Source organism: Shinella sp. 20P9.1.1 (assembly GCF_057798995.1).
In genome coordinates this window covers 55,406-80,171 of the sequence record NZ_JBYOLC010000012.1, presented here as the reverse complement: position 1 = coordinate 80,171, position 24,766 = coordinate 55,406, and the positions used below count along the sequence as shown (strand labels likewise).

Genomic DNA, 24,766 nt, shown 5'->3' with positions numbered 1-24,766 from the left:
CGACACCCTTTGCGTTTGGCGGGAGATTTCCACGATCTAATCTCCCCCCTTGTGGGGGAGATGCCCGGCAGGACAGAGGGGGGTGAGCCGCGCCTGAGCGCCTGAATTCGACCGCCCACCATCAATCCCCCTCATCCTCATAGCCCACCAGATGCAGCGGCTTGGCCGGCACGCCTGACAGTTCGCACCAGCGCACGATGGCTTCCTCGCGGCCGTGGGTCACCCAGACTTCGCTTGGCGCGAGTTCGCGGATGGTTTCGGTCAGCTCCGGCCAGTCGCAGTGGTCGGAGATAACAAGCGGCAGCTCGACGCCGCCCTGCTTGGCGCGCTGGCGCACCATCATCCAGCCGGAGGCGAAGGCGATCAGCGGTTCGTTGAAACGGCGTGCCCAGCGGTCGGCGAAGGCCGAGGGCGGGCCGACGACGACGGCGCCCTTGAAGTCGGCGGGGCTGCTCTTTTCCGTGGTGGCGGGGCGCAGGTCGCCGAGATCGATGCCGCGGCTGACATAGTAGTCGCAGAGCCGGGCAAGCGAGCCGTGGATATAGACCGGCGCGTCATAGCCGCAATCGCGCAGCAGCCGCAGCACGCGCTGCGACTTGCCGAGCGAATAGGCGCCGACCAGGTGGCTGCGCTCGGGAAATTGCCGGAGCGACGTGAGCAGCTTGCCCATCTCGGCCTTGGGATCCGGATGGTGGAAGACCGGCAGGCCGAAGGTCGCCTCGGTGATGAAGACATCGCAGGGCACCGGTTCGTAGGCCGCGCAGGTCGGATCGGCGCCGCGCTTGTAATCACCCGAGGCGACGATGCGCAGGCCGTCCTTCTCGACGGCGATCTGGGCGGAGCCCAGCACATGGCCGGCGGGGTGGAACGAGACGGTGACGCCGGAAAGATCGATGCGCTCGCCAAATCCCGCCGCCTGCATGGTGCCGCAAAAATCCTCGCCATAGCGGATCGCCATGATATCGAGCGTTTCGCGCGTCGCCAGCACCGCGCCATGGCCGGCGCGGGCATGGTCGGAATGGCCATGGGTGATCAACGCCCGCGCCACGGGGCGGACGGGATCGATATAGAAATCGCCGGCAGGGCAATAAAGGCCGGCAGGCGCCGGCTTGAGGAGCTGATCGGGCTTCATGATGAGGAAGATAGCGGCTTTGCGGCGCTCTGCCAGAGGGCGGCGGCGTTTGAATTGCCGCTTCAGCGCAGTTCCTGCGCGAGCCCGATGAGAAGCCCTTCCGGGCCGCGGATATAGCAGAGCCGATAGACACCTTCATAATCGACGACCTCTCCGACAAGGGCGGCGCCGCGCGGGCGAAGCCGCTCCAGCGTCTGGTCGAGATCGTCAACGGCGAACATGACGCGCAGATAACCGAGCGCATTGACCGGGGCATTGCGGTGATCGGCGATGACGGCCGGCCGCAGAAAACGGGAGAGCTCGAGCCGGCTGTGGCCGTCGGGCGTGCGCATCATGGCGATCTCGACATGCTGGTCGCCCAGTCCCGTGACCCGCCCGGCCCACTCCCCCTCGATCATGGCCCGGCCTTCGAGCTCCAGGCCGAGGTCGCGAAAGAAATCGACCGTCGCGTCGAGGTCCTCGACGACGATGCCGACATTGTCCATCCGCTTGATCGCCATGTTTCAACCTCCCAAAACGTCTACCACGCAGTCTAGGCAATCGCCATCATGCCGGCCCTGAGCACGGCCATATCGACGGACGAGAGCTGGCGGTCGATCTTTTCGTGGGTTTCCTTCCAGATCGGGAACGCCTGGGTCAGAAGGCGGCGGCCCTCCTCTGTCAGGCGCAGCAGGCGGCCGCGGCGGTCGCGCGGATCGGCCTCGATGCGCACGAGGCCGCGCCGTTCGAGCGGTTTCAGCGCGGCGGTGAGCGTCGTGCGGTCCATGGCGAGCACGGCGGCGACCGGCCCCATCGGCGGCGGCTCGGGGCGGTTCAGCGCCATCAGCAGGGAGAACTGGCCATTGGTCAGCGCGAGCGGGCGCAGGGCGTCGTCGAAGCGGCGAGCGAGCGCGCGGGCCGCGCGCTGCGCATGCAGGCACAGGCAATGGTCACGCACGAAAAGCGTCGTCTCGTAGGGAATCAGCACGTCATCGGACATGCCTCCTACTGTTGATATCAACGTAACAATGTCAAGAGCCGCCTGCTGAAACGGCTCTGAACGTCAAAGGCTGGGAATGCAGAGAATCGCCTGGAGGCCGCGCGCATCGATGGGACGGCTGAGATAATAGCCCTGGATCTCATCGCAGCCCGCCTCGCGCAGGAATTCCATCTGCTCGCGGGTTTCCACGCCCTCGGCAATGACGCGCAGTTGCAGCGTGTGGGCGAGCGAAATGACGGCGCGGGCAATCGCCGCGTCGTCGCCGTCCTCCGGCAGGTCCTTCACGAAGGAGCGGTCGATCTTCAGGCGGCCGACGGGGAAGCTTTTCAGAGAAGCAAGGCTGGAATAGCCCGTACCGAAATCGTCGATGGCAAGATGCACGCCGAGTTTTTCCAACCGGTGCATGGTCTCCACCGCCTGCTGCACATCCTGCATGATCAGGCTTTCGGTCAGCTCCAGCTCGAGATAGCGCGCTTCGAGCCCGCTTTCCGCAAGCGCCGCTGCCACGCGCTCCACCCAGTCCTTTTCCTGGAACTGACGGGCCGAGACATTGACGCTGACGACGATGGGCGGCAGGCCGGAGACCTGCCAGGCCTTGTTCTGCCGGCAGGCGGCGCGCAGCGTCCAGTCGCCGATCGGGCCGATCAGGCCTGTTTCTTCGGCGAGCGGAATGAAATCGCCGGGGCCGATAAGGCCACGCTCGGGATGGCGCCAGCGGATCAGCGCCTCGACGGCGAAGATGCGGCCGGTCGCAAGGTCCATCTGCGGCTGGTATTGCAGAAAGAGTTCGCCCTGCGCCAGCGCGCGGCGCAGCTCTTCCTGCCGCTCCAGCTTTTCATGCGCCCGGTTGGCAAGCTCGGCGGTAAAGACCTGCATGGCGTCGCGGCCGATTTCCTTGGCACGATACATGGCGACGTCCGCGCGGGCGAGCAGCTCGGTAACGTTGCGGCCGTGCTCTGGATAGGCGGCAACGCCCATCGAGCAAGTGACCTGGAAGGAGCGACCTTCGATGACGACGGGCTCGGCAATCGCCTCGCGCACGGCGCGCAGCCGGTCGTCGACGCTTTCGCCACGGCGCATGGCGCCGTTGATGAGGATGACGAATTCGTCGCCACCGAGTCGAATGATGCTGTCGCTTGCGCGCACGCAGCGCAGCATGCGGGTGGCGACGATCTTCAGGAGTTCGTCGCCGGCATGGTGGCCGAGGCTGTCATTGACCAGCTTGAAATTGTCGAGGTCGATGAAGGCGAGCGTCATCGTGCCGCCGCGATCGTCCGCCGCCTCGATGGCTGAGGCCACGCGCTCGTCGAGCATGCTGCGGTTCGGCAGGCCCGTCAGCGTGTCGTGATGGGCCATGAACTGGATGCTGTCTTCGGCCTCCTTGCGTTCTATGGCGATGCCGGCAATGTGCGTCGCCATGCCGACCAGCTTCATGCATTCGGCCGTCGGCTCGCCCGGCGTGCGGGAATAGAGCGCGAAAGTGCCGAGCACCTTGCCCTGATACGAGCGGATGGGTGCGGACCAGCAGGCGCGGAAGCCGTAGGGCGCGACGAACGCCTTGAAATTCTCCCAAAGCGGATCGGTCTCGATATCGGAGACATTGACCGGTTCGCCGCGCCACATGGCCGTGCCGCAGGAACCGACCACCGGGCCGATCTCGAGCCCGTCGATCAGTTTGCAATAAGCCGGGTCGAGGTTTGGCGCCGCGCCGTGGGTGATGTGCTTGCCATCCTGCGCCAGCATCAGGATCGAGCCGGTGACATCGGAGACGTGCGCCTCGATCAACAGGATGAGCGAGGAGAAGACATCGACCAGCGGCGCGCCGATTGCGATCATCTTCAGAAGATGCGCCTGGCCGACATGCAGGCTTTCTGAGCGCTTGCGCTCGGTGATGTCGCGGGCGATGCCGACAATGCCGATCACCTCCCCTTTGGCATCGCGCACCGGCAGCTTCGAGGTGAGCAGCCATTTCAGCGTACCGCTCGAATCGCGGATCAGCTCTTCCATGTCGAGCATCGGCCGGCCGGTGCGGATGATCTCCTGCTCGGTCTCGAAGAAGCCGCGCGCGACATGCTCTGGGTGGATGTCGAAATCCGACAGGCCTTCCAGGCTTTCCAGCCCTTCGCGCCTGTTGTCCTTGACGATGGCGCGGTTGGCCACGACGAAGCGGCTGTTGCGGTCCTTGAAATAGAGGTAGTCCGGCACCTCGTCGATCATGGCTTCCAGCCACAGCGTGCGCTCGTTCTGCGCGGCGGCGAGCGGGAAAAGCCGTGCCGCCTCCGTGATGAGGCGCTGGCTGGCGGACATCAGACGCGCGGTCGCATCCGCGTCATCATTGCCAAGATGGGACAGATTACTCGACATGGTTCCCTGCAAAGCCCAAACGCAAGGAAGCCCACAGCCTGCCGCCGCTCTTCCCGGAACAGCTGACGCTACACCTAGAGTCGTTATCCAAACCTAAAGGAAACCGGCGAAATGCCGCCAATCCGGCCATTCTCGGGACGTTTTTAACAACTCCGGCGAGCATCACCCAAACTGTTCCGTTTCGGCACGAAAGCAACTGGCACGGTTCCTGCTCTGCTTTCCGGCAAGGAGCTTCCATGGTTAGCAGACGGTTATTTCTTTCAGGTCTCGGTCTTGGCGCCGCCGGATTTGTCGCCCCGGCGGCCGCAGCCGGCGGCACGCGCCTGCCGATTGTCGATGTCGACCTGCGCGGCAGCATCGATGCCTCGGCGCACGGAATTCGCCCCGGCGCCGACGACCGCAAGAGCAAGACCTTCGAAAAGCTGCTGAAGGACGCCGCCGCCAAGAACACGCCGGTCTTCCTGCCTCCCGGCGACTATGCGATCTCCAACATCACCCTGCCCGACAATACGCGGCTGACCGGCGTGCCGGGCGCCACCCGCATCGTCTATGGCGGCGGCGGTCATCTCTTCGCGGCCGATGGCGTCTCCCGCATCGAGCTTGCCAATCTCGTCATCGACGGGGCGAACCGCTGGCTCGGCGATACCGTGGAAGGCCTCGTCCATCTGAGTAACGTCGCCAATGTCGTCATAGAGAATTGCGAGATCCAGGGCTCCTCGAAAACCGCCGTCAGCCTCGAGCGCTCCGGCGGGCGCATCGAGCGCAATCGGCTGTCTGGAGCGGCCGACCATGCCCTCTATGCCGTCGAGAGCCATGACCTCTCCGTCACCGGCAACCAGGTCTTCGATTGCGGCAATGGCGGCATCCTCGTCCACCGCTGGCAGAAGGGCCGCGATGGCACCATCGTCTCGGGCAACCGCATCGCCCGCATCTCCGCCACGCGCGGCGGCACCGGCGAATATGGCAACGGCATCAACATTTTTCGCGCCGACGACGTCATGGTGACCAACAACCACGTCTCTGCCTGCGCCTTCTCGGCCATCCGGTCGAATGCCGGTTCCAACATCCAGATCGCGGGCAATACCTGCCTCGACAGCGGCGAGACGGCGATCTACTCGGAATTCGGCTTCGAGGGCGCCATCGTCAACGGCAATCTCATCGACGGCGCGGCGAACGGCATCCTGATCGTCAATTTCAACGAGGGTGGCCGGCTTGCCACCGTCACCGGCAACGTCGTGCGCAATCTCAGGCTCGACGGGCCCTATATCCATGACGGCGCGGGCTTCGGCTTCGGCATCGCCGTGGAGGCCGACACCGTCGTCTCCGGCAACACGGTGGAAAACGCCCCGAAATGGGGCCTGATGCTCGGCTGGGGGCCCTATATGCGCGGGCTCGTCGTATCCGGCAATCTGGTACGCAAAAGCCCGGTCGGCTGCGCCGTCAGCGTGGTCGAGGAAGCCGGCTCGGCGCTGATTTCCGGCAATATCTTCGACGACACGCCTGATGGCGCCATCGTCGGCTACCGCTGGAACGAACGCACCACCGACGACCTTGCCGCCGAATCGTCCGGTTACGCGCATCTGACGATCGAACGGAACCGGACGGGCTGAATCCGTCCCCGCAAAGCGCCTCTCCCTTTTGCCCGAATGGAGAGACGCCAGGTGGATGAGGGGGCATATCCGCATTGCCCCCTCATCCGCTTTTTCCTTAGCCGCCATGCCCCTCATGGTTCGCGCCGCCTTCGCCACCCGTAGCATTGCCGGGCTTGGCGGATTCGATTTTGAAGGTGACGTCCAGGGCGCCGGCCTTTTCGAAGTTCAGCGTCGCCTTGAAGCTCTCGCCTTCCTTGAAGGGATGCTTGATCTTCATGAACATGACATGCAGGCCGCCGGACTTGAGTTCGACCTTGCCGCCGGCCGGGATTTCCACGCCATCCGGCAGCTGGCGCATCTTCATGACGTCATTCTCGATTGCCATTTCGTGGATCTGCACGTCGTCGGAAACGTCGGGCGCGGTGATGGAGACGAGGCGGTCGGCCGCAGTACCCTTGTTGGCGATGGTCATGAAGCCGCCGCCGACGGGCTGGCCGGGGAGCGTCGCCTTCGAGGCCGGGTGATGCACTTCGAGCGTGCCGACGGTGAAGTCGTGGGCCAGCACGGCGCCGGCCGAGAGGGCCAGTGCGACGACGGTTACGAGAATGCGTTTCATGGTCGTTTCCTTGTCTTATATCAGGAGAACAGGCGCCGCAGCGGCGGCACGGAGCGGATGACGATCTGGTCGAACAGGATCATGGCGAGAATGGTGATGCCGGTCAGCGGGAAGAGTACGCCGAAGACGCCGGCAATCGCCCACAGGCCGATATAGATGCGCTTTTCGCGCGGTGCGGGCGGCACGCCGATACGGCCCGCAGGGCGGCGCTTCCACCACATGACGACGGCCGACACGCTCATGGCGATGACGATGAGGCAGGTCGAAAGCATCAGGAGCTGGTTGAACAGGCCCCATTCCTGCCCCTTGTGCAGGTTGACGCTCCATTCGATGGCTTTGCCCGTCGCCGGGTAGTCGGCAAAGGCGATATCGACGAGGCGCTCGCCGGTATATTGGTCGAGATGGATGGTCCGCTCATATTGAAGATCGGCCGGGTAGATCGCGGCGGTGTAGACGCCGGTCTCGCTTGCGGGCGGCGACATTTCATAGCCGGGCAGCATGCCGGCCGCATCGGCGATCGTCACCGCATTGTCGAGGCCGATCGGCGGCAGCGCCGTCTGGCCACCGGCAGGCAGGCTCGATTCCGGCACGGGCGCATTCTCCATCAGCCAGGAGGCCTGAGGCTGCACATCCGTGGTGACCAGCATGGAATGGGGCACGTTGTCCCAGAGCTGGACGGGGTAGCCCATACCGTTTGCCGTGAGACTGGCATTGAGCTTGGCGCCCCAGAAACCCGACCAGAGCAGGCCGCTGAAGGCGAGGAACAGGATGACGACGCTGGCGAAAATGCCGGTGACGGCATGCAGGTCGCGCCAGAAGACGCGCTTCTTCGGCGTGCCGCGCACGCTCAGAACGCCACCCGTCTGGTTGCGCGGCCACCAGAGATAGATGCCCGTCAGCGTCAACACGATGGCGAAGCCCGCGACCACCTCGATGATCCGCTCCCAGGAGGTACCGAAATAATCGAGGCTGTGCAGGTCCTGCACGACCTCGTTGAACTCCTCCTTGGCGCCGACCGTATCGAGCACGGCGCCGTTATAGGGGTCGACGAAGACCAGCTCGCGGCCAGCATCGGTCGAGAGCGTCACGCGGGCGGAACGGTCGGCACCGGCCGGTGTACGGTAGGAGGAGAGCGTGCCGCCGGGCACCGCCTCGATCGCCTTTTCGACGATCTTCGACGGCGGCAGCACCGCATCGCCCACCGCGACATAGTTGCGGTAGCGGAACAGGCTGGCATCGATCTCGTCATTGAACAGATAGAGGCCGCCGGTGATGGCAAGGCTGATCATGAAGGGCACGGCGATGAGGCCGGCGAAGAAGTGCCAGCGCCAGATGGCGCGATAGAGGCGCTGCGCAAGTGCGGAGGGTTCGGCGGCGGCAACGGCCGGCGCGTCTGAGGTTACGGACATGAGACGGTCCTGTCAGGCTGGATTTCGGGCGCACGGCGGCTTTTTCGCCGCGCGGACTGCTAAAATCAGACGGACAGGAAGGGGGGTGCGCGCGGCGGCGCACCGGGCCGCTCACGCCGTGAGTGCAGCGCCTCCTCGACAAGCGGAAGGGCGGCGACCTGGCGGAAGGTGAGAACGGTGGCGGCAAACGTCGCCGGCTCGGGCATCAGCATGGCGCCGCCGATGCGGCAGGCCTCGCATTTTCCCGGCATCGCCTGCTTGGTCTTTCCGTCGACGACATTGTTCAGGCAGAGATCGGCGAAGGTGCCGTCGGGCAGGACATACTCCGCAAGCGAGACGCCGGCGGGGATCGCGGCCATGGCCGGGCGATGGGCGAGACCGACGAACAGCAGGGCGACCGCGCACAGCATGCGCAGGCAAAGGCCCCAATGTGTCATCCCTCGTCTCATTCTTCGTCCCCATCCACGATCACGCGGACCCTTTCGCCCATAGCCCCATGTCGGCGAGAGGTCAATGCGGCAAAGGCGGCGGCCTGAACGCCTACCATCGGCTACTCGGATTTTCATGTGGCATTGCCGGGAAGACGGACCGAGGGGAGATAGCCCGCTCTTAGGACCTCCACCAGTATCCGCGGCGTCAGCACGTCAACCTGGGTGGAGCTATCGATGCCGACCGGCTCCGCATATCCGGAATGGCTCCATGAATAGGCCAGGCCATCCCAAATTAAAACCGCGGTTTCCGGCGCGCTGTCGAAGGCGACGAACGTCCCGGAAGGCAACGCGATTGCCGATGCCCTGTACCGGCGCTGGCGCTTATTCTCGTCGAGCCTGCACGCATGCAGCTCGGTGTCGATCTCCTTGACCGACACGAAATGGCCGTCAGGAAGGCCTTTGGCCCTGTTGAAGGCGTGTTTGAAGGCGTGAAATGCTGGCTTTCGGCACTGCCCGCAGGGACGGTGACCGGCGGCCATAGCAACGGCCTCGTCCCAGAAGAAGAGCGGCGTATAGTGTCCCCGCTTGTCAAACGTCACCCGCTGGCCGTTGGTCTCCTCAAGCGTGCAGCAAATCCAGAATTTCACCGCATAGGACTTGCGGATGGCACCATCGGCAGCATGCAGGTCGCCGCGGTTGCCGAGGAACGCCCCTCGGGAAATCGACGCCTCCAATCGTCCGAAAGGCGTGATGCGGTTCGGGCGGCTGCGGAGCTGGCGCGGTTGAGCGGTATCATTCATGTGCAGATCCCCCGCTTCGACGCTTCCAATCTCTTTGCAGTCATAAGATTGGCGCTATCACGACAATTCATCGATCGATCAGACTATTAGCCTACCGCAGGCATGACCCGCCGCCTATGGTGCCGGCAAATCCTCTGCGTTTCATGCCTGTCTGGGCAGGAAACGCGGGGCCACTTTGTTCTATTGCAAGCCCATCGCCAAATGGCTTGCATCAGGAGGATCCATGCTCAGCATTTACGGCGTCTACCGCTCCCGCGCCTCGCGCAACTACTGGCTGGCGGGCGAACTCGGCCTGCCCTTCGTTTCCGTGCCGGTCGTGCAGGCCCGCCGGGTGAACGATCCCCATGCGGCCGATGCCCCCCTCAACACGCAATCGCCGGAATTCCTCGCGGTCAACCCGACCGGCCTCATCCCCTGCATCGATGATGGCGGCTTCGTGATGACCGAGTCGCTGGCGATCAACCTTTATCTCGCCCGCAAGCATGGCGGTCCGCTTTCCGGCCAGACGGTGACGGAGGAGGCCGAAATGCTGCAATGGACGATGTGGGCGGCAACCGAGGTGGAGCCGCATGCCGTGAAGATCATTCTGGCGCTCGACACCAATGCGGCAGAAAGCGAAGCGGGGCGCCTGACCATTCGCGGCGCGGCCAAGGCGCTGAAAAAATGTTTCCAGCGGCTCGACCAGCATCTCGCCGCCACCGGCCATGTCGTCGGCGACCGCTTCACCGTGGCCGATCTCAATGTCGCGGAGGTCTTCCGCTATGCGATGAGCCAGCCGCAGCTCTTCGACGCTGCGCCGAACGTCAAGGCCTGGCTGGAGCGCTGCCAGGCGCGCCCGGCCTTCAGGGCGATGATGGAGACGCGGGCGAAAGAGCTGGAATGACGGCACCGGCAAAGCCGTCCTCGTCCTCGGCGATGGCGGCCCGCAGCCATCGCTTGAAGATCGAGACCTTTCGAGGCTCCGGCACGCCGGGGGCCGTCACGAAATAATAGCCGTTGCCGGTCTCGACCCGGATCGGGAACGGCGCGACGAGCCGCCCCTCCTTCAGCGCCCAGGAGGCGAGCACCGGCCAGGCAAGCAGCACCCCCTGCCCGGCCAGCGCCGCATCGAGGCAGAGCGAGGCATCGGAAAAGACATGCCGCGCCTTGGGGGCAGGACTATCGAGCCCCGCCGCCTTCAGCCAGCGCTCCCAGGTGAATTCGTCATTGCCATCAACGACGGCCGGCTGCGTGGCGAGATCCGCGGGCGTCCTGATTTTTTCCGCCAGCGCCGGCGCGCAGACCGGAAACATCACCTGCGGGATCAGAAACTCCGCGCGCACATCCGGCCATGTGCCCGGCCCGACGCGAATGCCGAGATCGACATCCGAGCGCGCGAGATCGACCAGTGTCGTCGTCGCCTCGATGCGCAGGCTGATCTCGGGATGGGCGGCGGCGAAACGATCGATGCGGTGGATGAGCCAGCGCGAGGCGAAGATCGGCGCGACCGAGATCGTCAGGATCGCATCGTCGCGGCGCTGGGTGGTGGCCACCGCCTCGGAAATCTGCCCGAAGCCTGCCGAGAGGCGCGCGAGAAAGGGCGCGCCGAAGGTCGTCCGTTGCAGGCCGCGACTGGTGCGGTCGAAGATCGCCCGCCCCAACTGCTCTTCAGCGCGGATGACCTGCTGGCTGACGGCGCCGACGGTGACGCCAAGCTCCTCCGCCGCCGCCTGCAAGGAGCCGAGCCGCCCCACTGCCTCCAGCGCGCGAAGGCCGTTCAGATGCACGAGGCTGAGATTTCGCATATAGTTTTTCTATATCCCCGTCACGAAGTGCTCGATTGATGAAGCGCTCTTTCGGCGCGATTATCAATCATCAACAATGATAACGAACCGAAAGGAGAAGACAATGTTCAAGATTTTCTCCATAATCGCAGCAGCCTTGAAGGCCGAGGCCGAGCCTGCGGAGACGCCCATCTGGATGCGTGACCCGCTGGCGCATCCCGAAATCGAGACGATGGATTCCCGCGCGCTGGGCGACCTGCCCTTCGGCCTCTTCCGCGCGCAAAGTCAGCCGGGCGAAGCGGCCTGCCGCCCCTGATCCTCCCCCTCGTCGTCCTCCCCGCCATGGTATAGTCTGGGCGGGGAGGATTTCGCATGTCCGCCGATCCGCTTCTGGCGCGGCTCCAGCGCCTCGCCGAGGACCTGCCCGGTGTCGAAACCGGCACGTCCTACGGCACCCCGGCGCTAAAGGTGGCCGGAAAGCTCTTGTGCGCATCAAGGATGCCGAAACGCTGGTGCTGATGGTGCCGCTCGACGACAAGGAACGCCTCATCGAGATGGCGCCCGAGCTCTATTACGAAACCGACCATTACAAGGGCTGGCCGGCCCTTCTGGTGCGCGCCGCCGTCATTGACGACGCGGAGCTTCGGCACCGCCTAGCCGAATCCTGGCGCCTCAAGGCGCCGGCGAAGCTGCGCAGGTTGCTTGATTGATCTTTCGCGTTGCCCGCTTGACAGGCCGGAGCACTGAACGCTACACCACCTAAGTAACGTAATAACATTACCTATCTGGAGACCAGAATGCTGAAGCAGATTCTCGCTGTTTCGGGCGCGCTCGCGCTCGTTCTCTCGCTGCCCCTCACCGCCGGGGCGCATGGCGCCTGGGTGGCGGAGCGCTGGGGCAATCTCGGCGTCGTCTATGGCCATGGCGCGGGTGACGACCCCTATGATCCCGCACGCATCACGCAGGCGCTGGCGATCTCCGAAGAGGGAGCCGCAACGCCGGTGGAGATCGACAAACGCGAGAAGCACGCGATCCTGAAGCCGGAGGGCGAGCCCGCCGCCATTCTTCTCACCTTCGACAACGGTTACTGGACGGAGAAGACAGATGGCAAATGGGTGAACGCGGCGAAGGACGAGGTGGCGGACGCCAAAGCCGCCGGCCACTACATCAAGAACAGCCTGTCGCTCCTCCACGCCCACGGCGCCCTGCCCGCCTTCCCGAAGCAGGACCTGCAGATCGTGCCGCTCGACAACCCGATCGGCCGCAAGGCCGGCGATCCGATCCGGCTACGCGTACTGCATGACGGCAAACCGCTTGCCGGCGCGGTGGTGACGCTCGATTACGTCAACCAGGCCTCTCTCAAGAGCGACCCAACGGATGCCGACGGCGAGGTCGTGGTAGCGATCCGCAATGACGGACTGAACGTGCTGGCGGTCGATCACAGCATGCCGCTGAAAAACGACCCGAAGGCGGACCAGATCGGCTATACCGCGACAGTCAGCTTCGTCGCGGAAGCGCATAGCCACGACGACTAAACAAAAAGGCCTGCGCCATCAGGCGCAGGCCTCATTTTAAAGGGATATTGATCAGCCCTGGCCGCCCGACTGATCCATATGCATGAACTCCCAGACATTGCCGTTGATGTCCTGGAAGGAGCAGCCGTACATCGGGCCGAATTCGATGTTCGGCTTCCATTCGCGCCCGCCGGCGGCCAGCGCCTTGGCCTTGAAGTCGTCGACTTCCTGGCGGCTGACCGCGGAGAAGCAGGTCAGCGCCTGCGTCTGCTGTTCGGGATCGCCGACCTTGCCGTTGACGAACTGGGCGAATTTCTCCTCGGTCAGGTGCATGACGAAGATGTTCTCGTCCACCACCATGCAGGCGGCGGTATCGTCGGAGAACTGCTCGTTGAAGGTAAAGCCCAGCGCCGCGAAGAAGCGGCGGGTCGCCGGCAGGTCCTTGACGGGCAGGTTGACGAAAATCATGCGCATGGAAATCCTCCTTGATTGTTGGCGATGCGGGGCGTTTTCCCCCATCATGCCACAAGGACGTAACACGAAGCCCCTTCCCGACAAGGTTTTCGAAAAAATTACGCCGCCGCCGCGCAGCCCGGCACATCCTCCAGCCGATGCCAGACCGGAATGCCGCGTTCGCGGGCGATGCGCACGTCGTTGTCGGCGCCCTTGCTGTCGCCGGGCAGGCGCAGCACGCCCTCGCAGAGTTCGAGCAGGCGATGCGCCGTCGGATAAAAGATCTCCTCGTGCAGGGCATCCCCGATCTCCTGGCCACCGGCCGCATGCCAGACGGGCAGCGCCACCCACTCACCGATCATGGGCACATGACCGGCCTTGAACAGCGCATAGGACGGCGCCTCCAGCCGCTTCAGGTTCTCCGCCATCTTCTGCGGGTCGTCCCCGGTGCCCGAACGATAGGGGCCCGCAATCAGGATCAACATGTCTTACTCCTTACAATTTGCACGAAATATCCGGATTATTCTGGATATTCCACGAATATTCGTCCAGTTTCGTGCAGAGTCAAGACGGAGTTCGGATATGCTGACCAGCCAGAGAAAGGCGCTCATCGCCCAGCGCCTGATCCGCGACGGGGAAATCGTCGCCAAGACGCTCGCGGCGGAGCTGGATCTGTCAGAGGACACGATCCGCCGGGATCTTCGGGAAATGGCGGCGGAAGGGCTGTTGAAGCGCGTGCATGGCGGGGCCTTGCCGCTTGCCCCCGCCTTGCCGGATTTCGCCGCACGCCAGACGCTGGCAACCGACGAGAAGGCCGCGCTCGGCGCGCGCGCGGCGGCGATGATCGCGCCCGGACAGGTGATCTTCCTCGACGGCGGCACGACGACGGCGGCGCTTGCCCGCGCGCTGCCGCGCAGCTTCGCCTTCACGGTGGTGACCCACAGCCCCACCATCGCCTGCGAACTCGAACGCCACCCGACCGCCGAGGTCGTGCTGATCGGCGGACGGCTCTACAAACATTCGATGGTGACGACGGGGGCGCTCGCGCTGGAGGCGATCCGCGGCCTGAGGGCCGACCTCTATTTCATGGGTGTGACGGCCGCCCATCCCACGCACGGCCTGACGACCGGCGACATGGAGGAAGCCGCCACCAAACGCATCATCGCCGAAAACGCCGCCGCGACCTGGGTGCTGCTGACCGCCGAAAAACTCGGCCGCGCCTCCCCCTGGACGATCATGCCGACAGCCTCCGCCACCGGCCTCATCGTGCCTGATAGCCTGGCGCCGGAGGTGCTGGCGCCTTACCGGGAGCTAGGTTTGGAAGTCGTCGAGGCCTGATTCGGCGGACGGCTCTACAAACATTCGATGGTGACGACGGGGGCGCTCGCGCTGGAGGCGATCCGCGGCCTGAGGGCCGACCTCTATTTCATGGGTGTGACGGCCGCCCATCCCACGCACGGCCTGACGACCGGCGACATGGAGGAAGCCGCCACCAAACGCATCATCGCCGAAAACGCCGCCGCGACCTGGGTGCTGCTGACCGCCGAAAAACTCGGCCGCGCCTCCCCCTGGACGATCATGCCGACAGCCTCCGCCACCGGCCTCATCGTGCCTGATAGCCTGGCGCCGGAGGTGCTGGCGCCTTACCGGGAGCTAGGTTTGGAAGTCGTCGAGGCCTGATCAGGCGGCGAACGCCTCGGTCACCCTGATGTCGCCGACATGGATGCCGTTCCAGTTCTTCATGGAGCGGTTGGCCTGGGCCATCAGGGCGGCGTGGATGTCGGGCTCTTCCGTGAAGAAACGGGCAAGCGTGGCGGCGACCATGCTTTCGGCGGCGCGGGTCGTGCCGTCCTCGCATTTCAGCGCAATGGCGAGGCCCTTTTCCGGAATGGCGGCGCAGAAGACGCCTTCGGCGCCGGTCTTGGCAAAGATGCGGCCGGGGGCGGTTTCCATCAGGCGGGTGCAGGCGCGTCCCGTGCCGGCGACGAAGAAGGGTTCGGCCATGCAGGCCTCCATCAGGCGGCGCGAGGCCTTTGCGCGCTCGGGGGCGAGGCCGACGCCGGTCGCCATCTTGGCGAAACCGTGGGCGAGGCCCTTCATCGGCACGGCATAGGTCGGGATCGAGCAGCCGTCGACGCCGCAATTGTCGACGGCAAGCGCCGCGCCCGTCAGACTTTCCATGATGCCGCGGATTTCGGCCTGCACGGGGTGCTCGTAGCGCACATAGCCCTTCAAATCCTTGCCGGTGTGGCAGGCGGCGCAGACGAAGCCGGCATGTTTGCCGGAGCAATTGTTGTGCAGCGCCGTCGGGCGGTCGAGCAGGCGGGCCTGGCCGATCAGGACGGGCTGCTCGAAGGACCAGTGCGCGCCGCATTCCAGCACGCTTTCATCGACGCCGGCGGCGGCGAGCATGGAGCCGGCAAACCGCGCGTGGGCCGCTTCGCCGCTGTGCGAGGAGCAGGCGAGCGCCAGTTCCTGGTTGCCGAAGGCGTGCGCATCGGCGGCACCGCTTTCGATCAACGGCAATGCCTGCATGGCCTTGCAGGCCGAGCGGGGGAAGACGCCGCCGTCGATATCGCCCTGCGAAAACACCACCGCGCCATCGCCATCGACCACCACGACCATGCCGCGATGGCGGCTTTCGACGAGATTGCCGCGGGTGACTTCGACAAGTACCGGATTTGCCATGATCGTGCCCTCAAATTTCCGATTTCCGCTGCGGTATTATCCGAAATCGATCAAGCTGCCCACTCGGTTTCGGAGCGCCTGCATGAAATTGCTGAGGAACGTTCTTGTCCTCTTTCTCGTGATCTACCTGATGCCCGCCCTGGGTGCTGCCGGCTACTGGTACATCAAGGATCGTCCGGCCAACTGGCGCGAGGCGAACTGGACCTCCGCCGGTATCCTGCCGGAGGCGAAGAAGACGCCGGAGGCGACGATCCATATCTTCTCCGCCGCGACGGGCGGCATGAAGGGCGCGGTGGCGAGCCATGCTTGGATCGTCACAAAGGCGGCGAATGCCGCAAGCTACAATCGGTACGACAAGGTCGGCTGGGGCACGCCGGTGCGCAAGAACGCCTATGCGCCCGATGCCTTCTGGTATTCCAACACGCCGCGCCTCGTCGCCTCCGTCAGCGGCGAAGAGGCGGCGCGGCTGATCCCGAAGATCGAGAAGGCGATTGCCGCCTATCCCTATTCGAAGCCCGGCGCCTACCGCCTCTGGCCGGGACCGAACTCCAACACCTTCGTCGCCCATGTGCTGCGCAGCGTGCCGGAACTCGGCGTCGTGCTGCCGCCGGATGCCGTGGGGCGCGACTACCTGCCGGAGGGCAAGCTCTTTGCCGTGGATGCGGATGGCAGGGACGTGCATGCCACGCTCTACGGCCTCATAGGCGTCTCCGCCGGCATGCGCAGCGGGCTGGAGCTGCACATCATGGGCCTCGTCGCCGGCATCGACGTGATGCGGCCGGCGATCAAGATCCCGGCGATCGGGCGGATCGGGATTTAGCGCCCACAGCCGTCCACCGGCCGTTCTCTCCCCCGTCGCCTCCCCTCCGTCATGGTCGGGCTTGACCCGACCATCCACGCTCCGGGCGGGGCGGTGGATCCTCGGGTCAAGCCCGAGGATGACGTCAGTGGATGAGGATAGAGAGAAGACGTCTCAAACGCTGTCTAGTCGCCTACCTTACAGATACTCCACCTCGCAGGCCGCAATACGCGCGGGATCGGCGATGGAGTCGATCGCGATGATCTGATCGCCCTCGACCTCCATGAGCACGACCACCTTGAGCTGGCCACCGAGAATAACGGCGAGGCCGAGCTGGCCGTCGATGAGTGCGAGCCTTGCCGCAGTCGCCTTGCCCTTGAAATTGGTCGCCACCGCCTGGGCGCCGTGCATTTCCGCGAGCGAACCGAGCCTGACGGCATCGGCATCCGCATGGAAGACGACGTCGGGATCGAGCACGGCGAGCAGGCCGGAGAAATCGCCGTCGCGCGAGGCGGCGAGGAAGGCGGCGACGACATTCTTGCGGCGGTCGTAATCGGCGGACGGCGTTTCCGGCAGGCCCTGCACGCGGCGGCGGGCGCGGCTCGCCAGCTGGCGGGCGGCGACCGGGGAGCGATCGACGATGCGGCCGATCTCCTCGAAGGGCACGTCGAACATGTCATGCAGCACGAAGGCGAGGCGTTCGACGGGTGCGAGGCGCTCCAGCACGACGAGCAGCGCCAGGCCAACGGAGTCGGCAAGGGCGGCCTGTTCATCGGCGCCGGCTGAGGGATCGGCGTGCTGCACCTCCCCCTCGTCGCCATCGATCGGATCTTCGCGGCGCTTCGTGCGGGCGCGCAGCATGTCGAGGCAGATGCGGCCGACGACGGTGGTCAACCATCCTGCCGGGTTTTCGATACCGTCGCCGGCCCGCTCCAGCCTGAGCCAGGCCTCCTGCACGGCGTCTTCCGCCTCGGCATGCGAGCCCAGCATGCGGAAGGCCACGCTGCGCAGACGGCCGCGCTCGGCCTCGAAACGCTCGGTCCAAAACTTTTTTTCGCTCATCGGTCACACTCCCTCGGTTCGCGGCGTCATGGCCATGACGAACGAAGCCGCACCGGTGTGACAGGGCTCGCAGCCGTCGAAGCGAAAACAGTGCAAGGAGCACCAAAATGCAATCCCGTATGACCAATATCGTCGCCGTCCTCCCCGAAGTCATGAAGGCCATGCAGGCGCTGCAGGGTGCGGCCCAGAAGACGGACCTGCCGGAAAAGACCGCCCATCTCGTGCATCTGCGCGCCAGCCAGATCAATGGCTGCGGCTTCTGCGTCGATCTGCATCCGCGCATGATGAAGAAGGCCGGCGAGAGCGACCGGCGCATCCTCTCCGTCGCCGCCTGGCGCGAGGCGCCGTTCTATACGGATGCCGAGCGCGCGGCGCTGGCGCTGACCGAGGCGCTGACGCGCATCGCCGACCGCGAGGAGCCGGTTCCGGACACGATCTGGAACGAGGCCGCCCGCCACTATGACGAGAAGACGCTTGCCGCCCTCGTCGTGGAGATCGCCGCGATCAACGTCTGGAACCGCTTCAACGTGGCGACGCGGCAGGTTGCCGGCGAGTGGAACCCGTAAGGCCGGGCTGGCCAGAGGTTCGAGGTCGGCGGCTTGCCGGTGCAGGCCTACACCCTCGCCTCCTATGTCGCCTTCGCCTCTCGCTGCCCCTCACCTCCCATCTTCCGTCATTTTCCAGCCTCCCACCTCTCCTCCGTCATCCTCGGCCTTGACCCGAGGATCCAAACCACAGACGAGACGGTGCGGATGTGTGGATCCTCGGGTCAAGCCCGAGGATGACGGAGAGGAGGAGAGCGCCGTGTTCAAGCAACCAATGCCATGGCGCCAAGCCATATTCCGAGCGTCGGCTTTGGGTGTCAGATATCCATTACCGGATGCTTGGTGCGGCATCATATTCGGGCTGATGCTTCGTACTGGGCGAACGGAAGAGGGCTTGTGGCAACGGTCATGCGCCACACGATCCCGCTGCCGCATATCGGGCACAGCGGTCGCTCGCTCTCACTCGCGCTCGTTTCTCGCCTTTTCAACCAAAAGTCACGGCTTGAACTCCCGGTAGGGCCGTGCGACGTCTCAGTCCGCAATGTTGCATGCCAAGGTCCGTTCCCATGTCCGATAGTGTTGTCACCCCGAAGGAAGTCGCGCCGCGGCTGTCCAGCCTGTTTCATCGCGGCACCCTGTTCGGCACGCTGATGCTCGGCGGCGGGATCATGCTGCATGCGGTGGAGACCTATATCACCGCCACACTGATGCCCTCGATCGTGCGCGATATCGGCGGCCTCGAGCTGTTTGCCTGGGCAACCACGATCTATGTCGCGGCCTCCGTGCTGGGCTCGACCTTCGTGGCCGTGCGGCCGGAAAGCGTGACGCTCAACCGCTGCTACGTCTTCGGCGCGGTGCTGTTCGGCATCGGCAGCCTGGTCTGCGCCATCGCCCCCACGATGGAGATCGTGCTGGCCGGCCGGGCGGTCCAGGGGCTCGGCGCCGGCTTCCTCGTGGCGCTCGGCTATGCCTTCATCCGCCATGTCTATTCCGAGGCGCTGTGGAGCACGGCGTCCACGCTCTATGCCGCCGTCTGGGGCATCGCGACCTTCCTCGGGCCGACCATCGGCGGCATCTTCGCCGCCGGCAGCGCCTGGCGCGAGGCCTTCGCGCTGCTCGTTCCGCTCTCCGCCATCATGGCCTTCGTCGCGCCCCGGCTGTTGCCCTCGGGCGAAGGCGAACGGGTGACGACCAAGACGCCCTTCGTGCAGATCGTGCTTTTGGTGACGGCCGTCGTGCTGCTCTCCTTTGCAAGCTCGGTGGAGGCGCCGGCGCTGCGCGGTGTTCTGTCGGCTGCCGCCGTCATCGGCGTCATCGCCGCCATCACCATCGAGCGCCATGCCGAGGCGCGGCTCCTGCCGGCCGGCACGATCCGCCTCGGCTCGCCGCTCGCCCGCGTCTATCTCATCATGCTGCTGTTGCTGGTGACAATCTGCTCGGATGTCTACATCCCCTATTTCCTGCAGGTGCTGCATGGCGTGACGCCGCTGGTCTCGGGCTATCTCGTGGCGCTGCTGGCGCTCGGCTGGACGACGGCGGCCTTCATGACCGCAAGCCTCAAGGGAAGGCTGGCCAACCGCGTCATCCTCGTCGGCGGGGCAATCGAGACGGTCGCGACCGCGCTGCTCGTCTTCACGCTCGCCCGGCACAATCCCGACAGCGGCCTGCTCCTGCTCGTGCTCTCGACTGTTTTCACCTACCTGATGGGGTTCGGCATCGGCATGGGCTGGGCGCATCTCGTGACCCATGTCATGTGGCTTGCCCCCGCAGGCGAAACGGACAAAGCGTCGGCCGCCATCACCACCATGCAGGCGCTGGGTGCTGCCTTCGGGGCGGCGCTCGCCGGCATCATCGTCAACTCCACCGGCCTGTTGCAGCCGGGCGGCATCGAGGGTGCGGTAACGGCGGCGCGCTGGCTCTATGCGCTGCTCGCGCTGCCGGCGGCCCTCGCTATCCTACTTGCCATCGGCCTTCCGCACAAAGCGACCGGGCACGGCGATTGAGGATTTGTTAACGCCATCAGGTGGTCGCGATTGCGACACTGCCGCCTTCTGCCACAAAGGGCACCTATCGTCGGTCTGGCCGATGATTCTGCCCCGGAAAGGACGAGCGGTTGCGGCTGAGCGATGGACATGGCTGGCTGGAGGAAAGCGGCATGGCGAGGATCGACACGATCCTGCCTCTCGCCCTTCTCCGTGACCGCGCCACGACAGACCTCATCCTCTCCGGCCTCGATGCGTCCGGCGTTGCCTTCGCGCTGTTTTCGCCCGACGATGAGCTTGCCTACGGCTCGGGAGCCTTCCGCCAGCTCTTCGACGTGCAGCCAGGTGCCAGCACCTTTGCCGACATCATGCGCAACTGTCACGGCAAGTGCGTCGGCCCGAAGATCAGCACGCCGGTCGAGGACTTTCTCGACATGGCCAGCAAGAAGCGGCGCAGCAGCCCGCAGCGCACCTTCGAGATCGACATCAGCGATGACAGGTGGTTCCTCGCCAATGAAACGCTGCTGCCGGGCGGCTGGCTGTGGCACGTCTTCACCGACATCACCATGCTCAAATCCAACGAGCGTGTATTGCAGCTTGCCCACGACGCCGCCCGGCTCGCCGCGGATACGGACCCGTTGACCAGCCTCTTCAACCGCCGCGCGGCCATGGAGCGGCTGGAGGCGGACATGCAGGCGGCGTTACGCGACGGCACGCCGCTCTCGCTGGTGCTGATCGACCTCGACAACTTCAAGAGCATCAACGACCGCTACGGCCATGCCAATGGCGACCGGGTGCTGAAACACTTCGCCGCCGCCGGCCGGCAGGAGCTGCGCGGCGGCGACTTTTTCGCGCGCATCGGCGGGGAAGAATTTCTGGTGCTGATGCCGGGCACCGGCCTGCGCCAGGCGACAGACGCCATCGAGCGGCTGCGCAGCCACATGGCGCGGGCGGAAAACCGCGTCGATATCTGCTGCGCCTACACCATGTCGGCCGGCATCGCGGAATTCTGCGGCACGGCGGCGGAGGACCTCTTCGAGCGCGCCGACCGGGCGCTCTACCAGGCAAAACATCTCGGCCGCGACCGCATCACCTGTGCCGAATAGATCTTAATCGAAGGTCAGCACGATCTTTCCGATGTGGTCGCCATGCTCCATCATGCGATGGCCGGCGGCGGCCTCCTTGTAAGGCAGGACGGCGTGAATGACCGGGGCGATGCGCCCCTCCTCCAGGAGCGGCCACACCTTCTCCAGCAGGGCATCGCGGATTTCCTGCTTTTCCGCCGCGGTGCGCGGACGCATGGCCGAGCCCATCAGGCGCAGGCGCTTTTGCAGGATGGGCGCGAGGCTGACCTTTTCGGCGAAGGTGCCGCCGAGGAAGGCGATGATCGACAGACGCCCGTCGCGGGCGAGCGACTTCAGGTTCCGCTCGAAATAGGCGGCACCGATCATGTCGAGGATGACATCGACGCCAGCCTTGCCTGTCTCTTCGGCGATGACGGTGCAGAAATCCTCGCTGCGGTAGTTGATGGCGCGGCTGGCGCCGAGATCAAGGCAGGCCTCGCATTTGTCCGCCGTGCCGGCCGTCGTGAAGACGCGCGAACCCAGCGCTGCGGCAAGCTGGATCGCCGTCGTGCCGATACCGCTCGATCCGCCATGGATGAGCACGCTCTCGCCGGGCTTCAGCTCGGCCATCATGAAGAGGTTCGCCCAGACGGTGAAAAAGGTCTCCGGCAGCGCCGCCGCCTTCACCGCATCATAGTCTTTCGGGAACGGCAGCGCCTGGGTGGCCGGCACGACGCAATATTGCGCATAGCCGCCGCCATTGGCCAGCGCGCAGACCTTGTCGCCGATATGGTAGCCGGTGACGTCCTCGCCGATCGCCACCACCTCGCCTGCAATCTCCAGGCCGAGGATGGGGCTGGCATCCGGCGGCGGCGGATAATCGCCCTTGCGCTGGAGCACGTCCGGCCGGTTGATGCCGGCCGCCTCGACGCGCACGAGAAGCTCGCCGGTGCGCGGCTGCGGCGTGCGGCCCTCCATCACCGACAGCACGTCCGGGCCGCCGTGTTCGCTGAGCCCGATATAGGACATGGATGATGGAACCGGCATGGATAAAGCCTCCCCGCGTGTTGCGACCGCATCGTCTTTGGTGATTCTAGCCCAAAGTGCGAATCTTTTGAATCGCTTGGGCGCTTTTGCTGCGACATCACGTGGCGCTTGAACATCGTCAACATTCGGCCGCGAAGCGCTGAAATTCCGGCTGTTTCACGGCAACGAAAATTAAATCTTGTTAATTTGAAAACGGATTTTTCCGGGCCTAGCTTTCCTTCCGAAGCCGGGGAGCGCCGGCAGCCCTTCCCTTAAGGCTGCGACGCGACGCCTCCCGGACGGCTTCTCAGCCCCCGCCCGGGGCTTTTCAGGACGACACAGATGCGTGTTCTTCTTTCCAATCTCGCCATCGTTTCCATTCTTGCCACCCCAGGTCTTGCACTCGCCGCCAAGTCGGCGACCGGTACGGTCAAGGACTACAACAAGGCGTCGATGTCTCTGACGCTTGCCGATGGCACCGTCTACCACCTTCCCAAGGGGTTTCACGATCCCGGACTGAAGGCTGGCGAGAAGGTGGCCATCTCCTTCGACATGTCCGGCAAGAACCACGAAGCGAAGACGGTGAAGATTCTCCGCTGACGTGGCACGGGGCGGGTCCGCAAGGGCCCGCCCCCAAGAGTTTCCGGTACCCGGAAACTCTATGATTGACGACGTGCAGCCGCCGCACGCTGCATTTCACCTGAGGCCGAGGAGAGCACGAGCCCCCCGTCGCTCTCCTTGGCATCCGCCTTCAGGGCGGCGATGCGGCTGCTGATCTGCCCCGCCTCGCCGATCACCTCGCCTTCCGGCACCACCAGCACGACGGCCGAACAGCGCATCAGCGGAAATTTCGTCTGATGCCCGGCCCGGTCGCGGCCGCGGATTTCGCCGGCCAGCCGATCCTCCGGCGAATAGAGCGCACGCACCTCGCGGGCGAAATCGGAAAGCAGCCGTTCCAGGATATCCTGCACCGCGTCCACCGGACGGCCGGAAACGCCAGCGAAAAAATCATCCCCGCCGACATGGCCGACGAAGACATCCTCACCGACGAATTCGCGACGCATGAGCGAGGCGAAGAGCGACAGTGCGAGATCGCCCTTGTGGAAGCCGTAGTGATCGTTGAACGGCTTGAAATTGTCGAAATCGAAATAGCACAGGCAGCGCAGCTGGTCGCCGTCGAGCGCCTTGTCCTGCAGGTAATCGCGGATCGAGCGGTTGCCCGGCAGGCCGGTCAGCGGGTTCTGGTCCTCCGCCGTCTTGAGCCGCTTCTCGTTGATGATCTTCAAGAGCGACGAGGCCGAGAGGATGCCGGCATAGCGCAGGTTCTCGGTGAGGATTACGCATTCATTGCCGCCCATGCCGGTGAAGACGTCGAGCAGCTGTTCGGCCGGCGTATCGAGATCGGCAATCGGCGCCATGGTGACGAAATGCGACAGGCTCTTCTGGTAGAGCTTGTTCTTCAGGAGGTCGCGGCCGAACGGGTGATAGCTCAGCTCCTTCACATGATATTCGTGCAGGATGCCGCGCGGCTCGTCATTTGCGTTCAGCACCGGGAAGAAGGTGCGCTTGGGATCGCGGCGGAAGAATTCGAAGACCGATTCCAGGCTCTCGTTTTCCCGGAGCACCGCGACCTGCTCGATCTCGCGGCGGATTAGGATGCTATCCAGCGTGCGCGACGAGCGGCGCGTGCCGCCCGCCCGCGCCACCTGCGCATAGACGGGGCTCAGCGCCGAAAAATCCGTGACGGGGCGCGAGACGAACCAGCCCTGCACGAGATCGCAACCCGCTTCGCGGCAGGCGATGAACTCCGCCTCGCTCTCCACACCCTCGGCGATGACGCGGATGCCGAGCACATGGGCGGCGTTGACGGTGTTGCGCACGAGATGGCGCTTTCGCGCGTCCGCCTCCATGCCGGAAATGAAGTGGCGGTCGATCTTGAGATAATCGACCGGGTGATCGCAGAGCAGTTTCAGGCCATTGTGCCCGACGCCGAAATCGTCGATGGCAAGCTTGAAACCGGCGAGCCGCAGTTTTCGGACCAGCATGGCGAAATCCGGCAGCTGATCGTTGTTGAAGCGCTCGGAAATCTCGAAGCAGATCGACGACGCCGGAATGCCGGCGCGGCTGAGATGGCCGGCAAGGCGCTCGACGAGGTCGGAACCCTCGGCCACCAGCCGGGAATCGAGATTGACGAACAGCGTGCGCGAGCGGAAATCCGGCAGCGCAGCGAAGGCCGCGATCGCCCGGCTGTTGACCATATGCTCGAGCGCCAGAAGCTGGCCGGCCTCATGCGCCCGGTCGAGAAGATCGAGCGGCGAGCGAAAGCCGAGCCGGTCGAAACCGCGCATCAGCGACTCGTAGCCGAATACGGCACCGGTGGCGGCCTCGACGATCGGCTGGAAGGCCGTTTCGATGACCAGCTTGGCGAGCGTGACGATCTCACCATCGCCGAAGCGACGAAGGGCGAGCAGTTCGGCGGCGGACATGGGACGCTCCGAGGCTTTTACAATGCCGCGAAGTCTCTCCTCCGATCCCTGAAAAATCCGT

25 protein-coding genes and 2 pseudogenes are annotated in these 24,766 nt (G+C 64.8%); 12 read left to right on the top strand and 15 right to left on the bottom strand.

The genetic code is table 11. From position 1 onward, the window contains the following. Positions 1-121: 121 nt before the first annotated feature. The 4 genes from AC27VQ_RS19970 to AC27VQ_RS19955 form a co-directional block, all read right to left on the bottom strand. Complete coding sequence (locus AC27VQ_RS19970) at positions 122-1,132, bottom strand: ligase-associated DNA damage response exonuclease (RefSeq protein WP_488717664.1); 1,011 nt, start codon at positions 1,130-1,132, stop codon at positions 122-124. 62 nt (positions 1,133-1,194) lie between these two features. Next, positions 1,195-1,632, bottom strand: a complete 438-nt coding sequence (locus tag AC27VQ_RS19965; RefSeq protein WP_488717663.1) for a VOC family protein — start codon at positions 1,630-1,632, stop codon at positions 1,195-1,197. A 32-nt stretch (positions 1,633-1,664) separates the two neighbouring features. After that, positions 1,665-2,111, bottom strand: coding sequence for a MarR family winged helix-turn-helix transcriptional regulator (locus AC27VQ_RS19960; RefSeq protein ID WP_488717662.1), 447 nt, complete (start codon positions 2,109-2,111; stop codon positions 1,665-1,667). A 63-nt stretch (positions 2,112-2,174) separates the two neighbouring features. Further along, entirely contained in the window at positions 2,175-4,475 is a 2,301-nt protein-coding gene (locus AC27VQ_RS19955) for a sensor domain-containing protein (RefSeq protein ID WP_488717661.1), read from the bottom strand. A 236-nt stretch (positions 4,476-4,711) separates the two neighbouring features. Between AC27VQ_RS19955 and AC27VQ_RS19950 the strand changes: the two genes are divergently transcribed. Continuing rightward, the gene (locus tag AC27VQ_RS19950; RefSeq protein ID WP_488717660.1) at positions 4,712-6,085 is read left to right on the top strand and encodes a TIGR03808 family TAT-translocated repetitive protein; all 1,374 of its coding nucleotides are present in this window, start codon (positions 4,712-4,714) and stop codon (positions 6,083-6,085) included. A 97-nt stretch (positions 6,086-6,182) separates the two neighbouring features. On the opposite strand, the gene AC27VQ_RS19945 is transcribed toward AC27VQ_RS19950, so the two are convergent. The 4 genes from AC27VQ_RS19945 to AC27VQ_RS19930 form a co-directional block, all read right to left on the bottom strand. Further along, positions 6,183-6,683 (bottom strand): copper chaperone PCu(A)C, encoded by a 501-nt coding sequence (locus tag AC27VQ_RS19945; RefSeq protein ID WP_488717659.1) that lies wholly within the window; start codon positions 6,681-6,683, stop codon positions 6,183-6,185. Between the two features lie 20 nt (positions 6,684-6,703). Then, positions 6,704-8,092: a PepSY-associated TM helix domain-containing protein gene (locus tag AC27VQ_RS19940; RefSeq protein WP_488717658.1), complete on the bottom strand. Its 1,389-nt coding sequence runs from the start codon at positions 8,090-8,092 to the stop codon at positions 6,704-6,706. A gap of 65 nt (positions 8,093-8,157) precedes the next feature. Continuing rightward, complete coding sequence (locus tag AC27VQ_RS19935) at positions 8,158-8,529, bottom strand: hypothetical protein (protein ID WP_488717657.1); 372 nt, start codon at positions 8,527-8,529, stop codon at positions 8,158-8,160. Between the two features lie 125 nt (positions 8,530-8,654). After that, positions 8,655-9,323: a hypothetical protein gene (locus tag AC27VQ_RS19930; protein ID WP_488717656.1), complete on the bottom strand. Its 669-nt coding sequence runs from the start codon at positions 9,321-9,323 to the stop codon at positions 8,655-8,657. 223 nt (positions 9,324-9,546) lie between these two features. On the opposite strand from AC27VQ_RS19930, the gene AC27VQ_RS19925 reads away from it, so the two are divergent. Further along, on the top strand, positions 9,547-10,206 hold the full coding sequence (locus AC27VQ_RS19925) for a glutathione S-transferase family protein (protein WP_488717655.1): 660 nt from the start codon (positions 9,547-9,549) through the stop codon (positions 10,204-10,206). Here AC27VQ_RS19925 and AC27VQ_RS19920 read toward each other — a convergent pair. After that, complete coding sequence (locus AC27VQ_RS19920) at positions 10,166-11,107, bottom strand: LysR substrate-binding domain-containing protein (protein WP_488717654.1); 942 nt, start codon at positions 11,105-11,107, stop codon at positions 10,166-10,168. The genes AC27VQ_RS19925 and AC27VQ_RS19920 overlap by 41 nt on opposite strands. A 103-nt stretch (positions 11,108-11,210) precedes the next feature. On the opposite strand from AC27VQ_RS19920, the gene AC27VQ_RS19915 reads away from it, so the two are divergent. The 3 genes and pseudogenes from AC27VQ_RS19915 to AC27VQ_RS19905 all read left to right on the top strand — a co-directional run bounded on the left by AC27VQ_RS19915 (position 11,211) and on the right by AC27VQ_RS19905 (position 12,621). Then, a complete protein-coding gene (locus tag AC27VQ_RS19915; RefSeq protein ID WP_488717653.1) occupies positions 11,211-11,402 on the top strand; it encodes a hypothetical protein in 192 nt (63 codons plus the stop codon). 56 nt (positions 11,403-11,458) lie between these two features. Further along, positions 11,459-11,796 (top strand): annotated as a pseudogene (locus AC27VQ_RS19910) (MmcQ/YjbR family DNA-binding protein). 87 nt (positions 11,797-11,883) lie between these two features. Further along, positions 11,884-12,621: a DUF4198 domain-containing protein gene (locus AC27VQ_RS19905; RefSeq protein ID WP_488717652.1), complete on the top strand. Its 738-nt coding sequence runs from the start codon at positions 11,884-11,886 to the stop codon at positions 12,619-12,621. A gap of 51 nt (positions 12,622-12,672) precedes the next feature. Here the strand turns inward: AC27VQ_RS19905 and AC27VQ_RS19900 are convergent, their stop codons facing one another. Beyond that, positions 12,673-13,074: a VOC family protein gene (locus tag AC27VQ_RS19900; RefSeq protein ID WP_421591546.1), complete on the bottom strand. Its 402-nt coding sequence runs from the start codon at positions 13,072-13,074 to the stop codon at positions 12,673-12,675. A 98-nt stretch (positions 13,075-13,172) separates the two neighbouring features. Then, the gene (locus tag AC27VQ_RS19895; protein ID WP_313529096.1) at positions 13,173-13,538 is read right to left on the bottom strand and encodes a DUF4406 domain-containing protein; all 366 of its coding nucleotides are present in this window, start codon (positions 13,536-13,538) and stop codon (positions 13,173-13,175) included. Between the two features lie 97 nt (positions 13,539-13,635). Between AC27VQ_RS19895 and AC27VQ_RS19890 the strand changes: the two genes are divergently transcribed. Next, positions 13,636-14,391, top strand: coding sequence for a DeoR/GlpR family DNA-binding transcription regulator (locus tag AC27VQ_RS19890; protein WP_488717651.1), 756 nt, complete (start codon positions 13,636-13,638; stop codon positions 14,389-14,391). Between the two features lie 15 nt (positions 14,392-14,406). After that, positions 14,407-14,733 (top strand): annotated as a pseudogene (locus AC27VQ_RS19885) (DeoR/GlpR family DNA-binding transcription regulator); the annotation flags it as partial. On the opposite strand, the gene AC27VQ_RS19880 reads toward AC27VQ_RS19885, so the two are convergent. After that, the gene (locus tag AC27VQ_RS19880; RefSeq protein ID WP_488717650.1) at positions 14,734-15,741 is read right to left on the bottom strand and encodes an asparaginase; all 1,008 of its coding nucleotides are present in this window, start codon (positions 15,739-15,741) and stop codon (positions 14,734-14,736) included. It abuts the pseudogene before it with no gap. An 82-nt stretch (positions 15,742-15,823) separates the two neighbouring features. Between AC27VQ_RS19880 and AC27VQ_RS19875 the strand changes: the two genes are divergently transcribed. Continuing rightward, entirely contained in the window at positions 15,824-16,561 is a 738-nt protein-coding gene (locus AC27VQ_RS19875; RefSeq protein WP_488717649.1) for a DUF3750 domain-containing protein, read from the top strand. A gap of 177 nt (positions 16,562-16,738) precedes the next feature. Here the strand turns inward: AC27VQ_RS19875 and AC27VQ_RS19870 are convergent, their stop codons facing one another. Then, complete coding sequence (locus tag AC27VQ_RS19870; RefSeq protein WP_488717648.1) at positions 16,739-17,602, bottom strand: sigma-70 family RNA polymerase sigma factor; 864 nt, start codon at positions 17,600-17,602, stop codon at positions 16,739-16,741. 107 nt (positions 17,603-17,709) lie between these two features. Between AC27VQ_RS19870 and AC27VQ_RS19865 the strand changes: the two genes are divergently transcribed. From AC27VQ_RS19865 to AC27VQ_RS19855, 3 genes are all read left to right on the top strand, one after another. Then, positions 17,710-18,168 carry a carboxymuconolactone decarboxylase family protein gene (locus tag AC27VQ_RS19865; protein WP_313529084.1) on the top strand — a complete coding sequence of 153 codons (459 nt, stop codon included), beginning with the start codon at positions 17,710-17,712 and terminating at the stop codon, positions 18,166-18,168. Positions 18,169-18,713: 545 nt separating this feature from the next. After that, a complete protein-coding gene (locus tag AC27VQ_RS19860) occupies positions 18,714-20,150 on the top strand; it encodes an MFS transporter (protein WP_488717647.1) in 1,437 nt (478 codons plus the stop codon). 152 nt (positions 20,151-20,302) lie between these two features. After that, positions 20,303-21,235: a sensor domain-containing diguanylate cyclase gene (locus AC27VQ_RS19855; protein WP_488717646.1), complete on the top strand. Its 933-nt coding sequence runs from the start codon at positions 20,303-20,305 to the stop codon at positions 21,233-21,235. Positions 21,236-21,238: 3 nt separating this feature from the next. On the opposite strand, the gene AC27VQ_RS19850 is transcribed toward AC27VQ_RS19855, so the two are convergent. Then, positions 21,239-22,240, bottom strand: a complete 1,002-nt coding sequence (locus AC27VQ_RS19850; protein ID WP_313529075.1) for an NAD(P)H-quinone oxidoreductase — start codon at positions 22,238-22,240, stop codon at positions 21,239-21,241. A gap of 321 nt (positions 22,241-22,561) precedes the next feature. On the opposite strand from AC27VQ_RS19850, the gene AC27VQ_RS19845 reads away from it, so the two are divergent. Next, positions 22,562-22,819 carry a DUF1344 domain-containing protein gene (locus AC27VQ_RS19845; protein WP_313529072.1) on the top strand — a complete coding sequence of 86 codons (258 nt, stop codon included), beginning with the start codon at positions 22,562-22,564 and terminating at the stop codon, positions 22,817-22,819. A gap of 59 nt (positions 22,820-22,878) precedes the next feature. On the opposite strand, the gene AC27VQ_RS19840 is transcribed toward AC27VQ_RS19845, so the two are convergent. Next, the gene (locus AC27VQ_RS19840; RefSeq protein ID WP_488717645.1) at positions 22,879-24,705 is read right to left on the bottom strand and encodes an EAL domain-containing protein; all 1,827 of its coding nucleotides are present in this window, start codon (positions 24,703-24,705) and stop codon (positions 22,879-22,881) included. Positions 24,706-24,766 lie beyond the last annotated feature (61 nt).

What these genes read in the sequence shown, in the direction of transcription:
- AC27VQ_RS19970 (WP_488717664.1), bottom strand. Translation starts at nt 1,132, where the DNA reads ATGAAGCCCGATCAGCTCCTCAAGCCGGCGCCTGCCGGCCTTTATTGC.
- AC27VQ_RS19965 (WP_488717663.1), bottom strand. Translation starts at nt 1,632, where the DNA reads ATGGCGATCAAGCGGATGGACAATGTCGGCATCGTCGTCGAGGACCTC.
- AC27VQ_RS19960 (WP_488717662.1), bottom strand. Translation starts at nt 2,111, where the DNA reads ATGTCCGATGACGTGCTGATTCCCTACGAGACGACGCTTTTCGTGCGT.
- AC27VQ_RS19955 (WP_488717661.1), bottom strand. Translation starts at nt 4,475, where the DNA reads ATGTCGAGTAATCTGTCCCATCTTGGCAATGATGACGCGGATGCGACC.
- AC27VQ_RS19950 (WP_488717660.1), top strand. Translation starts at nt 4,712, where the DNA reads ATGGTTAGCAGACGGTTATTTCTTTCAGGTCTCGGTCTTGGCGCCGCC.
- AC27VQ_RS19945 (WP_488717659.1), bottom strand. Translation starts at nt 6,683, where the DNA reads ATGAAACGCATTCTCGTAACCGTCGTCGCACTGGCCCTCTCGGCCGGC.
- AC27VQ_RS19940 (WP_488717658.1), bottom strand. Translation starts at nt 8,092, where the DNA reads ATGTCCGTAACCTCAGACGCGCCGGCCGTTGCCGCCGCCGAACCCTCC.
- AC27VQ_RS19935 (WP_488717657.1), bottom strand. Translation starts at nt 8,529, where the DNA reads ATGACACATTGGGGCCTTTGCCTGCGCATGCTGTGCGCGGTCGCCCTG.
- AC27VQ_RS19930 (WP_488717656.1), bottom strand. Translation starts at nt 9,323, where the DNA reads ATGAATGATACCGCTCAACCGCGCCAGCTCCGCAGCCGCCCGAACCGC.
- AC27VQ_RS19925 (WP_488717655.1), top strand. Translation starts at nt 9,547, where the DNA reads ATGCTCAGCATTTACGGCGTCTACCGCTCCCGCGCCTCGCGCAACTAC.
- AC27VQ_RS19920 (WP_488717654.1), bottom strand. Translation starts at nt 11,107, where the DNA reads ATGCGAAATCTCAGCCTCGTGCATCTGAACGGCCTTCGCGCGCTGGAG.
- AC27VQ_RS19915 (WP_488717653.1), top strand. Translation starts at nt 11,211, where the DNA reads ATGTTCAAGATTTTCTCCATAATCGCAGCAGCCTTGAAGGCCGAGGCC.
- AC27VQ_RS19905 (WP_488717652.1), top strand. Translation starts at nt 11,884, where the DNA reads ATGCTGAAGCAGATTCTCGCTGTTTCGGGCGCGCTCGCGCTCGTTCTC.
- AC27VQ_RS19900 (WP_421591546.1), bottom strand. Translation starts at nt 13,074, where the DNA reads ATGCGCATGATTTTCGTCAACCTGCCCGTCAAGGACCTGCCGGCGACC.
- AC27VQ_RS19895 (WP_313529096.1), bottom strand. Translation starts at nt 13,538, where the DNA reads ATGTTGATCCTGATTGCGGGCCCCTATCGTTCGGGCACCGGGGACGAC.
- AC27VQ_RS19890 (WP_488717651.1), top strand. Translation starts at nt 13,636, where the DNA reads ATGCTGACCAGCCAGAGAAAGGCGCTCATCGCCCAGCGCCTGATCCGC.
- AC27VQ_RS19880 (WP_488717650.1), bottom strand. Translation starts at nt 15,741, where the DNA reads ATGGCAAATCCGGTACTTGTCGAAGTCACCCGCGGCAATCTCGTCGAA.
- AC27VQ_RS19875 (WP_488717649.1), top strand. Translation starts at nt 15,824, where the DNA reads ATGAAATTGCTGAGGAACGTTCTTGTCCTCTTTCTCGTGATCTACCTG.
- AC27VQ_RS19870 (WP_488717648.1), bottom strand. Translation starts at nt 17,602, where the DNA reads ATGAGCGAAAAAAAGTTTTGGACCGAGCGTTTCGAGGCCGAGCGCGGC.
- AC27VQ_RS19865 (WP_313529084.1), top strand. Translation starts at nt 17,710, where the DNA reads ATGCAATCCCGTATGACCAATATCGTCGCCGTCCTCCCCGAAGTCATG.
- AC27VQ_RS19860 (WP_488717647.1), top strand. Translation starts at nt 18,714, where the DNA reads ATGTCCGATAGTGTTGTCACCCCGAAGGAAGTCGCGCCGCGGCTGTCC.
- AC27VQ_RS19855 (WP_488717646.1), top strand. Translation starts at nt 20,303, where the DNA reads ATGGCGAGGATCGACACGATCCTGCCTCTCGCCCTTCTCCGTGACCGC.
- AC27VQ_RS19850 (WP_313529075.1), bottom strand. Translation starts at nt 22,240, where the DNA reads ATGCCGGTTCCATCATCCATGTCCTATATCGGGCTCAGCGAACACGGC.
- AC27VQ_RS19845 (WP_313529072.1), top strand. Translation starts at nt 22,562, where the DNA reads ATGCGTGTTCTTCTTTCCAATCTCGCCATCGTTTCCATTCTTGCCACC.
- AC27VQ_RS19840 (WP_488717645.1), bottom strand. Translation starts at nt 24,705, where the DNA reads ATGTCCGCCGCCGAACTGCTCGCCCTTCGTCGCTTCGGCGATGGTGAG.